This is a genomic window from Massilia psychrophila (genome assembly GCF_002760665.1).
Classification (GTDB): domain Bacteria; phylum Pseudomonadota; class Gammaproteobacteria; order Burkholderiales; family Burkholderiaceae_D; genus JAFCUW01.
This window is the reverse complement of the sequence record NZ_PDOB01000002.1, coordinates 193,021-209,379: the sequence shown is the minus strand read 5'-3', so window position 1 is coordinate 209,379 and position 16,359 is coordinate 193,021. Positions and strand designations below refer to the sequence as shown.

Annotated in this window: 12 protein-coding genes; 5 read left to right on the top strand and 7 right to left on the bottom strand. The window is 60.5% G+C overall.

Annotated elements, in window-relative coordinates; all coding sequences use genetic code 11:
* The gene (locus CR103_RS02745; RefSeq protein ID WP_099914480.1) at nucleotides 1–456 is read left to right on the top strand and encodes a universal stress protein; all 456 of its coding nucleotides are present in this window, start codon (nucleotides 1–3) and stop codon (nucleotides 454–456) included.
* A gap of 70 nt (nucleotides 457–526) precedes the next feature.
* On the opposite strand, the gene CR103_RS02740 is transcribed toward CR103_RS02745, so the two are convergent.
* From CR103_RS02740 to pstS, 3 genes are all read right to left on the bottom strand, one after another.
* Nucleotides 527–3,193, bottom strand: coding sequence for a bifunctional diguanylate cyclase/phosphodiesterase (locus CR103_RS02740; protein ID WP_229442649.1), 2,667 nt, complete (start codon nucleotides 3,191–3,193; stop codon nucleotides 527–529).
* Between the two features lie 206 nt (nucleotides 3,194–3,399).
* Complete coding sequence (locus tag CR103_RS02735) at nucleotides 3,400–5,052, bottom strand: methyl-accepting chemotaxis protein (protein WP_099914478.1); 1,653 nt, start codon at nucleotides 5,050–5,052, stop codon at nucleotides 3,400–3,402.
* Nucleotides 5,053–5,307: 255 nt separating this feature from the next.
* On the bottom strand, nucleotides 5,308–6,351 hold the full coding sequence (pstS, locus tag CR103_RS02730) for a phosphate ABC transporter substrate-binding protein PstS (RefSeq protein WP_099914477.1): 1,044 nt from the start codon (nucleotides 6,349–6,351) through the stop codon (nucleotides 5,308–5,310).
* 262 nt (nucleotides 6,352–6,613) lie between these two features.
* Here pstS and CR103_RS02725 point away from each other — a divergent pair, with 262 nt between their 5' ends.
* The 3 genes from CR103_RS02725 to ampC are packed head-to-tail and all read left to right on the top strand — an operon-like array spanning nucleotide 6,614 to nucleotide 10,046.
* On the top strand, nucleotides 6,614–6,997 hold the full coding sequence (locus CR103_RS02725; protein WP_099914476.1) for a BlaI/MecI/CopY family transcriptional regulator: 384 nt from the start codon (nucleotides 6,614–6,616) through the stop codon (nucleotides 6,995–6,997).
* On the top strand, nucleotides 6,994–8,841 hold the full coding sequence (gene blaOXA, locus CR103_RS02720; RefSeq protein WP_099914475.1) for a class D beta-lactamase: 1,848 nt from the start codon (nucleotides 6,994–6,996) through the stop codon (nucleotides 8,839–8,841). The genes CR103_RS02725 and blaOXA overlap by 4 nt, the downstream gene beginning before the upstream one ends.
* Nucleotides 8,842–8,867: 26 nt before the next feature.
* Nucleotides 8,868–10,046 carry a class C beta-lactamase gene (gene ampC / locus CR103_RS02715; protein ID WP_099914474.1) on the top strand — a complete coding sequence of 393 codons (1,179 nt, stop codon included), beginning with the start codon at nucleotides 8,868–8,870 and terminating at the stop codon, nucleotides 10,044–10,046.
* Between the two features lie 182 nt (nucleotides 10,047–10,228).
* Here ampC and CR103_RS02710 read toward each other — a convergent pair whose 3' ends face one another.
* Complete coding sequence (locus tag CR103_RS02710) at nucleotides 10,229–10,453, bottom strand: hypothetical protein (RefSeq protein WP_099914473.1); 225 nt, start codon at nucleotides 10,451–10,453, stop codon at nucleotides 10,229–10,231.
* Nucleotides 10,454–10,725: 272 nt separating this feature from the next.
* Here CR103_RS02710 and CR103_RS02705 point away from each other — a divergent pair, with 272 nt between their 5' ends.
* Complete coding sequence (locus tag CR103_RS02705; protein ID WP_099914472.1) at nucleotides 10,726–11,202, top strand: hypothetical protein; 477 nt, start codon at nucleotides 10,726–10,728, stop codon at nucleotides 11,200–11,202.
* Between the two features lie 415 nt (nucleotides 11,203–11,617).
* Here the strand turns inward: CR103_RS02705 and CR103_RS02700 are convergent, their stop codons facing one another.
* The 3 genes from CR103_RS02700 to CR103_RS02690 all read right to left on the bottom strand — a co-directional run bounded on the left by CR103_RS02700 (nucleotide 11,618) and on the right by CR103_RS02690 (nucleotide 16,204).
* Nucleotides 11,618–12,844: a type II secretion system F family protein gene (locus tag CR103_RS02700; RefSeq protein ID WP_099914471.1), complete on the bottom strand. Its 1,227-nt coding sequence runs from the start codon at nucleotides 12,842–12,844 to the stop codon at nucleotides 11,618–11,620.
* A 7-nt stretch (nucleotides 12,845–12,851) separates the two neighbouring features.
* The gene (gene pilB / locus CR103_RS02695; protein ID WP_099914470.1) at nucleotides 12,852–14,576 is read right to left on the bottom strand and encodes a type IV-A pilus assembly ATPase PilB; all 1,725 of its coding nucleotides are present in this window, start codon (nucleotides 14,574–14,576) and stop codon (nucleotides 12,852–12,854) included.
* Nucleotides 14,577–14,917: 341 nt separating this feature from the next.
* Complete coding sequence (locus tag CR103_RS02690; protein ID WP_099914469.1) at nucleotides 14,918–16,204, bottom strand: HlyC/CorC family transporter; 1,287 nt, start codon at nucleotides 16,202–16,204, stop codon at nucleotides 14,918–14,920.
* Between the last annotated feature and the right edge of the window lie 155 nt (nucleotides 16,205–16,359).

Sequence of the window (16,359 nt, the reverse complement as noted above, 5' to 3'; positions counted from 1 at the left end):
ATGTATAAGAAAATCCTTGTTCCCACCGATGGGTCGGCCCTTGCCGATCAAGCGGTCACCGCCGCCATCGACTATGCACGCTGCGCCGGCGCGGTCGTCGTGGCGTTCTCGGTCGCCCAGCCTTATCCGATGCTGCCGATGGTCGACGGCGCCATGATGATCGATCCGGTCGTCGACAGCGCCGAGCTGCAACGCTTGGCGCGGCAGGCGGTCGATGCCATCGCGCGCACCGCCCAGGCGGCCGGGGTCGCCTGCGAGACGCATACTTCGCTGTCGTTCGTCCCCTACGAAGAAATCATCCGCGCCGCCGGCGAATACGGCTGCGACGTCATTTTCATGGCCTCGCACGGCCGGCGCGGGCTGAGCCGCTTGCTGGCCGGCAGCCAGACCCAGAAGGTGCTGGCGTATTCGAGCATTCCGGTGATGGTGCTGCGGCCGGCGTCGCCGGTGCCGTAACGTTGCAGTCCGCGCCAGGGTGAAAGACCCGACGCCTCCCGCGCGCCGGGTCAGTGATCCAAACAGGTGCTCAAGAGGCCTGGTAATCGAGCAAGGCGGGCGCCTTGAACAGAAACCGCTTTTCCATCAGCGCGAGCATGTCGCCGGCCGGCATCGGCCTTGCAATGAAATACCCTTGCACCTCGTTGCACTCGAGTGCTTGAAGAATGGCCAGCTGCTCGCCGGTTTCGACACCTTCGGCCACGACCGACATCCCGAGCGCGTGCGCCATCGATACGATGGCCTGGAAAAAGACCTTGCCTTCGCGCGAGTTCCCCAGTTCCGCCGTGAATGCCCGGTCCACTTTCAGCACATCCATCTTGAGGCGCTGTAATTGCGACAGCGACGAATAGCCGGTGCCGAAATCGTCGACATGGAGCTTGATGCCGAGCGCGCGAATCGCCGCCAGTTCGGCGATGATGGCGTCTTGATCGCCCATCATGGCCGACTCGGTGATTTCCACTTCCAGCAACGCCGCCGCGACGCCATGGCGCTCGAGCGCGGCGGCCAGGTTTTGCTTGACGCTCCCTCGCAGAAATTGCTTGGCCGAGACATTGACCGACACCGGCACGACGACGGCATGCTGGTTTTTCCATGCGGCGATTTGAACGCAGGCCATGTCGATGACCATTTCGCCGATGCGCGCGATCAGCCCGCTCGACTCGGCCAGCGGAATGAATTCGCCCGGCGCCACCATGCCGAGCGAGGGATGGCGCCAGCGCAGCAGGGCTTCCATGCTGAGCAGCTTGCCGGTGCGGGTGTCGACGCGCGGCTGGTAGTGCAGCACGAACTGTTCCTCCCGGATCGCCGTCAGCAGGCCGTGTTTGAGTTGCGCGCGCAGCCTCAACGCGGCCGACAGCGATGGATCGAAGAATTTGAACCTTCCCTTGCCGTCGCTCTTGCCGGAATACATCGCGATGTCGCTGTGCTTGATCAGGGTTTCAACATCGGTCCCATCGCGCGGAAAAACGCTGATGCCGACCGAGGTGCCCACTGTCTGGACATCGTCGGCGATGGCGAACGGTGTCGAAAATGCCGTCACGATGCGCTCGGCGACGGCCGCAATCTGGGCGTCGCCTTCGCTGGGACTGAGCAAGACGATGAACTCGTCGCCGCCGAAGCGCACCACCTGGTCAAGCGGACGCAGCAGCGCGGCGAGGCGCTGCGCCGCCGCTTTCAGCAGTTGATCGCCCACCGCGTGACCCTGGGAGTCGTTGACGTGCTTGAATTCGTCGAGGTCGATGAACAAGATGGCCAGTTCGGTCTGGTCGGCGCCGGCCTTCGCCAGCGCGGCGCGCATGAAATTGAGGAACCAATGACGGTTCGGCAGGCCGGTCAGGCTGTCCTCGTTGACCAGGCACTCCAACTGCGCTTCGTGCATCTTGCGCTCGCTGACGTCCTGTAAGGTGACGGCGAGCCCATTGCCAACCCGCACAAGGCGGCGGTGGCCCCAGCGGATGTTGAGGCGGTCATCGCCCGGCATCCGCCGGTCATCCTCGTGAAAACCCGTCTCCATCGCGGTGCGGTAGGTCGCAACCAGTTCTTCGCCGAATAGGCCGCTGTCGATCATCGACAGGCGGCGCCCGAGCAGGTCGCTGCGCTGCAATCCGTAGAAAAAGGCGCCGCGTTCGTTGCAGTCGACGATCTTGAAATCGACGATCTGTCCCTGCCGGTCGCGCATCGCCGCGGCCATGTAGAAACCGTCGTTGGCGTTCTCGGTGGCGGTGCGGTAGGCACTGCGTACCTCTTCCTTTCCTCGCATGCGGGTCGCGGCGCGCCCGGCCAGGATGGCCGACAGCATCGCCAGCAGCATCAGGCAGGCACTGGCGAGGATCGCGTTGTTGCGGCTTTCACGCCAATACAAGGCCGCTCCCGCCAGCGCGTCGTTGTGCGACAAGCCCACCAGCGCGACCACCGGGTAGGCGGCGGAATGGCGCCAGCCAAGGACGCGGGCGGTGCCATCGGCAAAGCCGCGGTTTGCTTCAAGCAGCTGAACGCCGCTGGGGCTTGCCCAGCTTGCCGCGCTCGACGGCAAGATCGAGTCTTGCCGGTCGGTCGCCACGCTGCCGTCGCCGCGCTGCTCGAGACGCAGCATGCCGTCGGCGCCTGTCATGGCGACGATGCCGTGTCGGCCAAGGGTGGCGGGACTGATGAACGAGGTGAAATAGCGGGCGTCGATTGCCAGCAGCACGACGCCATCGAAGCCATCGTCGGAAGTGTCGAGCCGGCGCGTGAACAGCACCACTTCCCGGCTATATTCCAGCTCGCCGGGAGCGACCCCGATGCGTAGCGCAGTGGAGATATTGTTCCTGTGATGAGCAAAAAAATCCGTGTTCGACAGGTCGAGTTGCGCCTTGTTGCCAAGTGTCGAGGAGCGCACCACGCCGCCGCGGTCGAGGATGCTGACGGCGACGAAGGCGCTATCGGTGAACATGCCGTCGCGCTTGAGGTCCTCGAGCAAGGTCGATTTGTGCGAATGCTCCCAGCTGTGTTTGAGCTGCATCGTGACCTGGTCCATTTGCCCGACCGAACGGGTGATGTACTGTTCGTACGCTTCGGCAAACTCGCCGGCGTCCCTGGTGACGAGCGCGTTGGCACGGTCCAGTTCGGCGTTCGAGCGTGAGATCGTGACGACCCAGATACCGGCGCACACGACAACGGCGAGGGTCGGCCAAAACAGACGATGGAATACATTCATGGGTCGTTTGGCGGACATTGTCAGTTGGTAACTTCAGATGGATACTGGGTGGTGCGGCAGAACTGGCGCGTTGGAGCGGGCCAGTGGGAGGAGGGGGAAGTCAAGCGGATTTTTCGAGGCGGCGTCATCAGCGTGTCATTCGGGCGCTTTATGATCGACTGGTTCGCTGCCCTGTCGAGGGCCGGCAACAGCTTTGTCCGGTCGGCTCAAGCATCGGCACCAATGCGTTTTAGCCTATCGACACCGGCGTGGCGCGCCTGCCGCGCCGGCGCGCGCCACGCCGCGGCAATGGTCGCCGGGGCGTCGCTTTTGCCGTCAAGAAGCTGAAAGTAGCTGACCAGTTTGGCCAGGTCGTTGGCCTGCGTGTGCATCGCCTCGGCCGATGCCGCCGCCTCTTCGACCAGTGCCGCATTCTGCTGGGTGACGGCGTCCAGCTCCATGATCGCGCCGTTGATTTGGCCGATGCCGGCCTCCTGTTCCGAACTGGCGTCACTGATTGCGGCCATGATCGTTGCCACGCGCTGCACGCTTTGCATGATTTCGTTCATCGTCGTGCCGGCGACGGCGGTAAGCCGGCTTCCGGCGTCGATCCGCTCGCCCGAGTCGCCAATCAGCACCTTGATTTCCCGCGCCGCTGTCGAGGAACGCTGCGCAAGGCTTCGCACTTCGCCGGCGACGACCGCAAAACCGCGCCCATGCTCACCTGCGCGGGCGGCTTCGACCGCGGCATTCAAGGCCAGCAAATTGGTCTGGAAGGCGATGCCATCGATGACGGCGGTGATCTCGACGATTTTCTTGGCAAAGCTGCTGATTGCCTGCATCGTGTCGACGACGTCGGACACGACTTTGCCGCCTTTGCCGGCCACCTGCGACGCCTGCCTGGCAAGCTCGTTCGCTTCGTGGGCATGGGCGCTGTTTTGTTTGACGGCGGCGGTCAGTTGTTCCACCGAAGAGGCGGTTTCCTCGAGGGCGCCGGCCTGGTGTTCGGTGCGACGCGATAAGTCGCCATTGCCGGACGCTATTTCTTTTGATGCGACATCGATCGTCGACGCGCCTTCCCTTACCTTGCCGACCGTTGCGGCCAGGCGCGTCGTCATCGCGCCCAATGCATCGAGCACTTCGCCGATTTCGTCCGTCCTGAACTGGCGCGGAGCAGGGCGCAAGTCACCGCCCGCAATCCGCACAATGACGTTGACGGCATCGCGCAGCGGCTTGACGATGCTGCGCGTGAGCAGCCATGCCAAAGCGCATCCGATCGACAGGGCGAAGACGCCAAGTCCGATCAGCAGGTTCCTGCTGACGGCAAATTGACTGTCCGACTCCAGGGCCACCAGAGTCGACTGCCGGGTTTGATAGGCAAGCAGTTCGGCAAGGGCGCCGGTATAGCGTTGGAAACCGGCTTCCAACCGGGTGTCGGCCAGCTCTGCCACTTCCTGGGTCTTGCCCATTTCTTTTAGCTTGAAAATTTCCGCGCGCACCGCCAGGTAAATTTTCTTTTGTGCATCGACGTCGATGATTTTCGCCTGCTCCGCCGGGTCCGCGACAAACCTGGCCAGGCGCAGTTCCAGCGCAGCTTGCGTCTTCTCTCCCGCGTTCAGTTGCAACTGGAAATAATCGGAAACTTCCAGACTGTCGCTGCGCGCGATCGCCGCAGTCCGGATACCGTTCAAACGTGACATCCCCAGCACTTCGGAAGTGAGTTGCTGCTTTGCCAGTTTTTCATGGACCAGGTCTGCGGTAGACGCGTTTGCCGTTTGAAGCCGCCACAGCGCCGTGATCGACACCGTTGCCATCACCAGCAGGACAATGGAAAAAGACACCATCACGCGTGCGCCTGTATTCAATTGTGTAATTTGCATTGAAAAGAAGTATAGGATGGGAAAGAAAATTGAATAAAGCATCACGATTAATTCCACGACGGAAACAATTTTGCCTGTTAAATACTTCCGGGTGATGACATGCGGGGTTTGCTACAGAGCCAGGCGCGCTGCGCCATGTCGCACGGAAAAAAAGCTGAACGACGCGCGAGCGGCGTCGTCATAGGGGAAGGAATATACGCCCACCCAGGCGGGGCCTGGGTGGGTTTGCTCGTGGCGCCGCCGTTCGGGCAGGGATCAGTAGATGGCCTTGCCGGCTGCATCTTTCAATTGTGCTTTCCAGGCGCCCTGAACCAGTGTGATGACGGACGCCGGCAACGGCACGTAGTCGAGCTCTGCGGCCGATGCAGCGCCGTTCTTGAATGACCAGTCAAAGAACTTGAGTACTTCCTTGCCTTTGACGCCATCTGGCTGCACCTTGTGCATCAGGATGTACGACACGCCGGTGATTGGCCAGCTTGCCTTGCCTGCCTGGTCGGTCAGGACGACGCCAAAACCGGGTGCCTTGGTCCACTCCGCGCCAGCAGCGGCTGCCTTGAAATTGTCATCGTCCGGTTGCAGATAATTGCCTTCCTTGTTTTTGAGTTGGGTATGCGACAGCTTGTTCTTCTTCGCAAATGCCCACTCGACATAGCCGATCGACCCCTTGATGCGCTGGACGTTCGCCGCCACGCCTTCATTGCCCTTGCCGCCGACGCCGACCACCCACTTCAACGAAGTTGCCACGCCAATTTTGGCTTTGAAATCCGGGCTGATCTTGGACAGGTAGTCCGTGAACAGGAACGATGTGCCCGAGCCGTCGGCCCGGTGAACCACCGTGATTTCACTATCTGGCAGCTTCATGCCAGGGTTCAGGGCAGCGATTTCCGCAGCGTTCCAGCGGGTGATTTTTCCCAGGTAAATATCGGCCACGACCGGACCGGTGAGTTTCATCTGGCCGGGAGCGATCCCTTCGATATTGACGACCGTGACCACGCCGCCCATGATCGCCGGGAATTGCATCAGTCCCTCGGCGTCCAGTTCTTCCGCCTTCAACGGCATGTCGGAAGCACCGAAGTCGACCGTCTTGGCCTTGATCTGCTTGATGCCCGCGCCGGAACCGACTGATTGGTAGTTCAAGCCATTGCCAGTGGCGGTCTTATACGATTCTGCCCATTTGGCATAGATCGGATAAGGAAAGGTTGCGCCCGCCCCGGTCATGTCCGCCGCGCAGGCGCTCGACAGCGCCACCAGGGTCGATGCACCTGCGACGACCGATTTCAACATCTGATTCATTTTCATATGTGCTCTCTTTGTTGTTTGACTGCGCAGAGTTTATCGAGCAAATATGACATGTTTATGACGGCAAATGACGCCGGTGGTGCGGTGCGCTGTTCTCAGCCAAGCGACAGCATGTTGATGACGTCCCCGCCTCTGCACTGGTTTCATCCGGGAGGAAATGCGCAAGCGCGGTGGGGTTTTTCGCAGACTCGCTTAGCCATTCCTTGACACTATTGCGACACATGTCGCAGAATGGCGGTAGTAGTCACACAAGGAGCAACACATGGCAATTCCCTCAATTTCTGAACTTATTTTGCTGAAGTCACTGTGGAAGCAGCAACCGCTCAGCGCCCGCGAAATCCATGATCAAGTGGCAGAAGAACTTGGCTGGTCGTACTCGTCGACACGCAAAACGCTGGCGCGCATGCTCGATAAGGGCTCGGTGCGCCAATCCACCCTGCACGGCGTGCAGGTGTACGAGGCGGCACTCGAGAAAGTCGCTACCTTGGCGGCGTTTGCGCACGACTTTGGCAAGCGCGTGATGGAGATGGACACGCCTTTACCTGTCATTATGTTCACTGGCAGCAAGCTCGTCGATGAAGATGAACTCTCGCATTTGGAGCAACTGCTGCAAGACTGGCCGGAAGACCATGGCGGGGCGGCATGACCCCGTTTGACCTGCTTGTTTTCCGATTCCTATTGGCCAGTTGCGGCTGCGTGGTCGCTGGACTAGGCGTGTGGGCGCTGACGGCGCTTTGCCGCCGTAATCTGCCCGATTTTTCCGCACAGCGCTCAATGTGGCTCCTGGGCCAAATCACGGTTGTGGCGACGTTCTTGGTAATCTTGCTGCCGCACAGTGAACGACTGCGTGTGGTACCACCGATCGACCTGCCCGACACGACTGAGGAACGCCTGGTCGTTCCAGGCGGCACGGTTGCACTGACGACTGCGGCAACTGCTTCCAGCATGCCAAACGCGAATCCGATCGGTCGTTCCTGGCTTGTCTATGGCGCTCAAGCGTGGCTGTTGACGTATCTGCTCGGGCTTGGCTATTCGATCATCAGGCTGTGGCATGCGCGGCGGATGCTACGTGGCCTGGCCGCTGCTGGCTGCCTGGTGTCTGACTTGGACCGGCATCAGGGCTTTTCCATGGCACTGACGCGCGCGCCAGCGGCATTGGTAATTGAAGTGGATGTGCCGATTTCGCCCATGCTGTTCGGTCTCTTCAAACCTTGCCTGCTCTTGCCGCGGCACCTGCGCAGGTTTGAAACGGCACAACAGCAAATGATCGTCGAGCATGAACTTACCCACCTGCGGCGGCGCGACCTGCAATGGATGAGCGTCGGTATTCTCCTTCAAACACTTCTCTGGTTTAATCCCTTCATGTGGCTGCTGCGCGCGAATTTGTCGTGGGCGCAAGAGCTAGGTTGTGACCGCGATGTGCTGCGCGGTCGTCCGCAGGAGCAACGCAAAGCGTATGCGGCGGCGCTGGTGGCGCAATTCAGACTGCAGCATCGCCCGGCAACGACGGCACTGGCTTTCGACGGGGTAAGCGTGAGCACGTTGGCAGCCAGGATCTCGCTGATCCGCGAGCCCGTCACCGCGCCGCTGGGCCGGTGGGCAAGATGCGCCGCGCTCGGTGGCCTTGCGAGCATTTTCGCGGGCAGTCTCGCCTTCCAGCCGGCGCTTGCATGGCGTGTCGATCGATTGCCAGAAGCCGCGCAGCCAACGCTGGAGAAATCGCTTTGGCCCGCCAACGATCCTGCGTCACAGACGGCCATCAGTTGCACGGAACTGGCTGACGCCGCAAGCGGCAAGCAGCTGGTTCACGAAGGCCAGTGCGACGAGCGCGTCACACCGGCATCGACGTTTAATATCGCTGTCAGCCTGATGGGCTATGACAGCGGCATCCTGAGCGATGAACACACGCCAAGGTGGCCATTCCAAGCGGGTTATGTCGATTGGAACCCATCGTGGCGCGCGGCAACTGACCCTGCGGGCTGGATCAAGAATTCGGTCTTGTGGTACGCCCAGCAGGTTACCTCCAGGCTTGGCGCCGCGCGTTTCCAACGCTACGTAAAGCGCTTTGACTACGGCAACCATGATGTGTCTGGCGATCCCGGCAAAGATAACGGTCTCGCTCTTTCATGGCTCAGCTCGAGCCTGAGAATATCGCCGGTCGAACAAGTGGCATTCCTTCGAAAGGTGGTGAACCGAAATCTTCCGCTATCGGCAAATGCGTATGACATGACGTTCCGCATCATGAATTCCGAGACCCTGAAAAATGGCTGGAAAATTTACGGAAAAACGGGTACCGCGGCGCCAGTCCTGCCCGATGGTCGGGATGATGAGGCGCACCAGTACGGTTGGTATGTTGGTTGGGCCACAAAGGGGCAACGCACGATTGTTTTTGCCCGCATGGCGTTAGAGCGGAGACAGGAAGGCTTCGCTGGCGGACGGGTCAAGGAAGCATTTCTACGCGATCTGACAACGCGGCTGGACTCGCTTTAATACTGTTAATCAGAAAAAGGAAAATAATGTTGACTATCTTGCCAAAACTCATCAGCTGCACAGCAATTGCCGTCATTTCTTCTTGCTTCGTTCCCCTCACCAGCTGGGCTGCCGACGATGCCGCGCAGATCCGCGCGATTGTCGACACAGCTGTTCGCCCTGTCATGGCAGAGTACGACGTGCCCGGCATGGCCGTCGCCGTGACAATCAATAACCAGTCCTGGTTCTTCAACTATGGCGTCGCGTCGCGGGAGAACGCTACGGCAATCAGCGAAAACACGCTGTTCGAGATTGGCTCGGTCAGCAAGACGTTTGCGGCAATCCTGGCCACCTATGCGCAGGCGCAGGGAGTGTTGTCGCTGGACGACCATCCCGGTAAATACCTGCCGCAGCTGAAGAACAGTGCAATCGACCAGGCCAGCCTGCTCCATCTTGGCACCTATTGCGCCGGCGGATTGCCACTGCAGGTTCCCGACGAGATTTCGAACATGCAGCAGATGATGGCTTATTTCCAGAACTGGAAACCAGACGCCGCGCCCGGTGCAGTGCGCCGCTATTCCAACCCCAGCATCGGCCTGTTCGGGCATATCGCCGCGCTTGCCATGAAGAGCGATTTCGCCAGCGTTGCGGAAAGCGTGCTGTTCCCGCAGCTTGGCTTGCAACACACCTATGTCCGCGTGCCCGACAGCGCGCAGGCCAACTATGCGTGGGGCTACAACAAGGCCAACAAAGCCATCCGGGTCACGCCTGATGTCTTCGATGTCGAAGCCTACGGTGTCAAGTCGAGCAGCGCCGACATGATCCATTTCGTGCGGGAGAACATTGAGCCGGCCCAGCTGGCAGGGCCTATGCGGCGCGCGGTAGAGGCCACCCATGTGGGCTATTTCGAAGTCGGGGCGATGGTGCAGGGGCTCGGATGGGAACAATACCCCTACCCGGTGACCCTCGAGCGTTTGCTCGAGGGTAATTCGCAATCCATGCTGATGGAGGCCAATCCGACCAGGCCGCTCAGAGCGCCGCGCGAGCCTGTCAAGCCGACCCTGTTCAACAAAACCGGCTCGACCGCCGGATTCGGCAGCTATGTGTTGTTCGTGCCTGAGAAGAAGATCGGCATCGTCATGCTGGCGAACAGGAGCTACCCCATTCCCGCCCGCGTCAAGGCGGCCTACGCGATTTTGCAGCAACTCGCGCCAATCGTACGATAGCTGCAAGGCGGCAGCTTAATAACCGGCAACTCTATTAATGTAAAAAAGTCGTGCTGCGGGAATTCTTTCGGAGAGGCACGCTATTGAGTTGCCGGAGGACCATCCTATCGATGATCAGTGGCGCGACGGTGTTGAACCAGCGCAGTCGGTGGCGCTTACCGGGCTACCGCCACCCTTGCGGCTCATACTGCACACGAGGCCGCGCTGCGCCAGCAGGTCCTGGTAAAGCTCGCTGACATGCTCGGCGCCATGGAACAGTCGACCACCTTGCGCGCATACAGGTCCAATACGGTGGCCAAATACAGCCATCCGGCGCCGGCACGGATGCAGGTGATATAGCTGACGCAAGCCAGATCTGGCGCGGGCGGATTGAACTGCCGGTTCAACACATTGGCGGCGATCGGCAAGTTTTGCCGGCAAGCTGACGAAGGTATCGTGATGCTGCTGGCAGGGGTGGTCGTCCGCTATGGGTTGGTACAGTCCACTTCGTGGCCGTTCGCTGCCCCCCAAGCGCGTGGGGGGCGACACTATCTGGGGGACTACAGCACAATAACTGTAGTACAGGGAGCGGTCGCTCCTGCTCGTGCCCAGGAGCGCCGTTTGCCGGGTGACCTGATTTGCCAAGTTCAGCCTGACTTGAAGGTTCGAGAAACTTTCACTTGCATGGGAGTTAACAAAGATGGAAATTCGCAGCCTGATGTACTCCGCTCTGATTGGCGCCGTTGCAAGCGCGCGATCAATGACGCCAATGGCCACCATCGCGGCGGCACGCCTTGCGGGCCGCCATACGACGGGGCAGCTAATCCTCCTGGATCGCCCTTTGTTTAAAGCCGGTGCGCTGGCGATAGGGGTCGGAGAACTGCTCGGTGACAAGATGAAAACTGCGCCGGACCGCACTGTGTTTCTAGGGCTACTGGTACGCATAATGAGTGCTGGGATCGCCGGTGCGGCGTTGGCGCCACAGGGGCACGCGCGGGCCGGAGCAGCGGTCGCGGTGGCAACCGCCGTACCGCTTGCCTACTTGACGCTTTCCGGCCGTAAGCTGGCCATGGCGCGTATAGGTCAGACCCGTAGCGGACTGATTGAAGACGCGCTGATCGTCGCCGCAGGTGCTGCGGTAGTGACGCTGGCAACAAGACCGACACACGCATACTGATGCACAGACCGTAGGCCTGGCCAAACGTATCGAACATCAGCGCGTTGAACCGGGCACCGACTGCGTCATGAGGAACGGCGCGAATCTGTCCAATGGACCGGCACACTCTCCGGCCATTCATTTTTCTGGCGCGGCGCAGAAGCGAGAACTTCTCGTAAGGCTCACCCGCGCTGCCGCCGAACACGTGCTTCGACACGGCGCTGATCCGGACACAAGCTCTTACAGCCACAAGGAAATTGCCGAGTGGTGTGACCGTTTCAGGTGCCAGTACCTATAATTAGAATGATTAAAGGACGGTGAATTACCAGTACTACGCCAGTAAAGTGTCGTGTCCGGTATGGGCCGAGGACTTATTTGAGAACTACGAGGTTTTTTGAGAAGCTGCAAACTTTTCTGAGAACCTACAACCCGGCCGTCACACCACCGAACCAAGCTTGAAGATCGGCAAATACATTGCGATCACCATGCCGCCGATCAGTACGCCGAGGATGACCATGATGAGCGGCTCCATCAGCGACGCCAAGCCGGCCACGGCTTCGTCGACTTCCTCTTCGAAAAAGTCGGCGACCTTGCCGAGCATCGCGTCGAGGGCGCCGGATTCTTCGCCGATCGCCACCATCTGCGTTACCAGGCTGGGGAACACGTTGGCGTTCTGCATGGCAACAGTCAGGCTGGTGCCGGTGCTCACCTCGTTCTGGATCTTGCGCGTCGCTTCCAGGTAGACGGCGTTGCCCGACGCCCCGCCGACCGAGTCGAGGGCCTCGACCAGCGGCACGCCGGCGGCGAACATGGTGGCCAGCGTGCGCGTCCAGCGCGCAATGGCCGCCTTGCGAATGACGTTGCCGAAGATCGGCGCCTTGAGCAAGGCGATGTCCATGAAGCGCTGTACCTTGGGCGAACGCTGCCATGCCTGGAAGAAGAAGTAGATGGTGCTGAACAAAATGCCGAAGATGGCCCACCACCATGCCACGAAGAATTCGGAAATTGCCATCACCACCAGGGTCGGCGTCGGCAGGTTGGCGCCGAAGCTGGCGAACACCTGCTTAAAAGCCGGCACCACCCAGATCATGATGACGGCGGTGACGATGAAGGCAATCGCCAGGATCGACACCGGGTACATCAGGGCCGACTTGATCTTGGCCTTCATGGCCAGCGTCTTTTCCTTGTAGATGGCAAGCCGGGTCAGCAGGTCTTCCAGGATGCCGGCCTGTTCGCCTGCGCCGACCAGGTTGCAAAACAGCGGGTCGAAATACAGCGGGTACTTGCGGAACGCATTGTTCAGGCTGGTACCGGTTTCGATATCCGAGCGCAGGTCCATGATCAGCTTGGACATCGACGGGTTCGAATGGCCCTTGCCGACGATGTCGAACGATTGCAGCAGCGGCACGCCGGCTTTCATCATCGTCGCCAGCTGGCGGGTGAACAGGGCGATGTCCTTGCCGGTGATTTTCTTGCCGCTGCGGTATTTCTTTTTCTTGATTTTGGTAACCATCACGCCCTGGCGGCGCAAGGTGACGTTGACCACGGCCTCGCCGCCGGCGCGCAATTCGCCGCGCACGGTCTTGCCGGACTTGTCCTTGCCTTCCCAGGCATAGACGATTTCCTTGACCTGCGCGGAGCCGGCTTTCGATGAGGTTGCCATGATTTTCCTATTCGTTAGTGCAGCCGAGCACTTCTTCAAGGCTGGTCAGGCCTTGCTTGACCTTTATCAGGCCGGAGCGGCGCAGCGACTTGACGCCCTCCCGTTCCGATTGGGCGGCAATCTCCATCGCATTGCCATGCGCAAGGATGATTTTTTCGATGGCCGGGGTGATCGGCATGATCTGGTAGATGCCGACCCGCCCCTTGTAGCCGCCGCCGAGGCAGCGCTCGCAGCCGACCGGGCCGTACGGCTTCCAGTCGCCTTCGAGCTCTTCTTCGCGAAAGCCGGCGGCGAGCAGGATCGCGCGGCTGGTGTCGACCGGCTTCTTGCAGGTGCACAGGCGGCGCGTCAGGCGCTGGGCGGTGATCATGATGACGGACGAGGCGATGTTAAACGGCGCCACGCCCATGTTCATCAACCGCGTCAGCGTCGATGGCGCGTCGTTGGTGTGCAGCGTGGAAAACACCATGTGGCCGGTCTGCGCCGCCTTGATGGCGATGTCGGCCGTCTCGAGGTCGCGGATCTCGCCGACCATGATGATGTCCGGGTCCTGGCGCAAAAACGATTTGAGTGCGACCGGGAAGGTCAGGCCGGCGCGGTCGTTGACGTTGACCTGGTTGACGCCGGGCAGGTTGATCTCGGCCGGGTCTTCCGCCGTCGAGATGTTGATGCCGGGCTTGTTGATGACGTTCAGGCAGGTGTACAGCGACACCGTCTTGCCGGAACCGGTGGGACCGGTCACCAGCACCATGCCGTACGGGCGCTGGATCGCCTCCATCAGCAATTCTTTCTGGTCCGGGTCGTAGCCGAGCGCGTCGATGCCCATCTGGGCCTGGGTGGCGTCGAGAATGCGCATGACCGTTTTTTCGCCGAACAGGGTCGGCAAGGTCGAGACGCGCAGGTCGATCGTCTTTACCGGCGACAGGATCAGGCGCATGCGGCCGTCCTGCGGCACGCGTTTTTCCGAAATGTCGAGCTTGGACAGCACCTTGATGCGCGAGACCAGCTTGTCGCGGATGGTGATCGGCGGCTGTGCGTGTTCGCGCAGCACGCCGTCGATGCGCAGCCGGATCCGGTAGAATTTTTCGAACGGCTCGAAGTGGATGTCCGAGGCGCCCAGGTTGACCGCGTCCATCAGGATCTTGTTGAGGAACTTGACGATCGGCGCGTCTTCGATGTCGTTGGCCGCGTCCGGCGCCACGGTGGCGGGCGCGTCGTCGGCGAACTCGATTTCCTGGTCGTCGTCGGCCAGCTCCTGCAAGCTCTGCTGGGCGCTCTTGCCAAGCACCGCCAGCAGCGCCAGCAGCGCGTCGTGCGGCACGATCACCGGCTCGACCGAGGCTTCGCTCTGGAACTTGATCTGGTCGAGGGCCTGGGTATTGGTGGGGTCGGAAATCGCCACCGACATCTTGTTGCCGCGCTTGGCCAGCGCAATGACGCGCTGTGCCTGCATCAGCTTGTCGTCGATGACCTTCGCCGGCAACAGTTCGACGTTAAAGGCCTGCAAGTCCATCAGCGGGTAGCCGAATGTCTCGGAGCAGAACACCGCCAGCGCCCTCGAATCGATCAGGCCGCTGGTAACCAGGCTGTCGATGAACTGGACCTTGTCGCTCACCGACTTTTTTTGCAACGCCTCGGCCTGGGCCGGCGTCAGGCGTCCGGCCTGCGTCAGCGCACGCGCCAATCCCGACATCGGAGTGCCTGTCACCGTGTTCTGGATCACTGCTGCCATATGCGCGCGAGGTTATGGAGGACGATGGATGGCCGTCCCGGTGGGGAAGGTCGGATCAAACTGCATTGGATCATGCCTCTGAGCATCATTTTTGTAAAGGGTTTGTCGCACGAGAGAGGCATCCATACCACGTAGACGAAATGGCATGGGCGCGCAAGGACGGGCCGGGCTGCCGCTGGTCCTAAGTACCCGCCAAAAAATAAATGTGCATTTTGGCGTCCATAACCGCCGCGCTGCTGTGTTGGCCGCTGCTTGCAGTGCTCGCACTGCGGCGCACCGACCGCCTTGCATCGCATCCGGTTCTGTTTGCCAAAACCTCACATTTATTTCTCGACGAGTACTTAGCGTTTGCCGGCCGACGGACGCCTTAGTTTGACCACTTTGATGGACTGGTTCTGGACCTGGATCACTTCGATCACGCACGTGCCGATTTTCAGGCTGATTGGCGACTCCGGTATGTCCTGCAACAGTTCGAGCATCAGGCCGTTCAAGGTTTTCGGGCCGTCGAGCGGGAAGTTGACTGCCAGCCGCTTGTTAATATCGCGCAGCGGCGTCGATCCTTCCAGCAGGCATTCGCCATTCGCGTCCCAGCCAAAGGTTTCGCTGCGCGAGGCGCCCGGCACCGAGGTCGTGAATTCACCGATCATTTCCTCGATGATATCGTCGAGGGTGACCAGGCCTTGCACCTCGCCATACTCGTCGACGATGATGCCGAGGCGTTCCTTGTTTTCTTGAAAATACTGGAGCTGGGTAAACACGCCGGTGTCCTGGGGGATGAAATAGGGCGTGTTCAACAGCGCGCGGAAATGCTCGACAGTCAATGCTTCGTCCTGGTTCAGCAGCGCCACTGCCTTGCGAACGTGCAAGATACCGACAATCTGGTTGATTTCGCCTTCGTACACCGGCAGCTTGTTGTGATAGCAAGTGGTCAGCTGGTGCTTGATGTCGTCCACCGGCACGGCCAGGTTCAGCGCCTCGATCTGCGAACGAGGTGTCATGATGTCTTCGACCGAAATCGTTTCCAGGTCGAACAGGTTGAGCAAGATGCTCTTGTGCTTTTGCGGAATGAAGTTGCCGCCCTCCAGCACGATCGAGCGCAGTTCCTCGGGCGAAAGCCGGTGCTGCTGGCGCTGGCCGCCCGATTTGACGCGCAGCAGTTTCAGTACCACGTTGACGAACAGGTTGACGAACCAGATGATCGGCTTGGCGGCGCTCATCAAGGGCCTGAGCAGGCGGCTCACCGCCAACGAGATTATTTCCGGGTAGGTGGCGCCAATTACTTTTGGCGAGATTTCGGCGAACACGATCAGCAGGAAAGCGACCGCCGCGATGGCGATGACGAGCACGCTGTCTTCATGGCCGAAGAACAAGATGGCGAAGGCCGTCACCAGCGCGGTGGCCATCGCATTGATCAGCGTATTGGCGATCAGCACCAGCGACAGCAGCTTGTCGGTGCGATCGAGCAGCCACAGGGTGGTGATGGCGCCCTTGTTGCCGCGCTTGGCGAGATGGCGCAAGCGGTACTTGTTGGCCGCCATTAGCGCCGTTTCGGCCATGGCGAAGAAAGCGGAACACAGGACCAGGACAATCAGCGCGGCTACCAGCGCCCAGAGCGGCACGGTCTTCACGGCCTACCTACAAACAACACACATGGAAACGCAGGGGGCATCGGCAGCGGGCCGGGCCCAGAATGGTTCGGCGCCTGTCGGCTGCCGCAGAGCTTTGGATTCTAAGCCACTCCCGCTTTCCTTGCAAGTTTGACCAGTGCGCGCACCGGGCTTGA

Bases quoted from the DNA above. Each gene is read 5' to 3' on its own strand.
- CR103_RS02745 (WP_099914480.1), top strand. From the start codon at position 1: ATGTATAAGAAAATCCTTGTTCCCACCGATGGGTCGGCCCTTGCCGAT.
- CR103_RS02740 (WP_229442649.1), bottom strand. From the start codon at position 3,193: ATGAATGTATTCCATCGTCTGTTTTGGCCGACCCTCGCCGTTGTCGTG.
- CR103_RS02735 (WP_099914478.1), bottom strand. From the start codon at position 5,052: ATGCAAATTACACAATTGAATACAGGCGCACGCGTGATGGTGTCTTTT.
- pstS (WP_099914477.1), bottom strand. From the start codon at position 6,351: ATGAAAATGAATCAGATGTTGAAATCGGTCGTCGCAGGTGCATCGACC.
- CR103_RS02725 (WP_099914476.1), top strand. From the start codon at position 6,614: ATGGCAATTCCCTCAATTTCTGAACTTATTTTGCTGAAGTCACTGTGG.
- blaOXA (WP_099914475.1), top strand. From the start codon at position 6,994: ATGACCCCGTTTGACCTGCTTGTTTTCCGATTCCTATTGGCCAGTTGC.
- ampC (WP_099914474.1), top strand. From the start codon at position 8,868: ATGTTGACTATCTTGCCAAAACTCATCAGCTGCACAGCAATTGCCGTC.
- CR103_RS02705 (WP_099914472.1), top strand. From the start codon at position 10,726: ATGGAAATTCGCAGCCTGATGTACTCCGCTCTGATTGGCGCCGTTGCA.
- CR103_RS02700 (WP_099914471.1), bottom strand. From the start codon at position 12,844: ATGGCAACCTCATCGAAAGCCGGCTCCGCGCAGGTCAAGGAAATCGTC.
- pilB (WP_099914470.1), bottom strand. From the start codon at position 14,576: ATGGCAGCAGTGATCCAGAACACGGTGACAGGCACTCCGATGTCGGGA.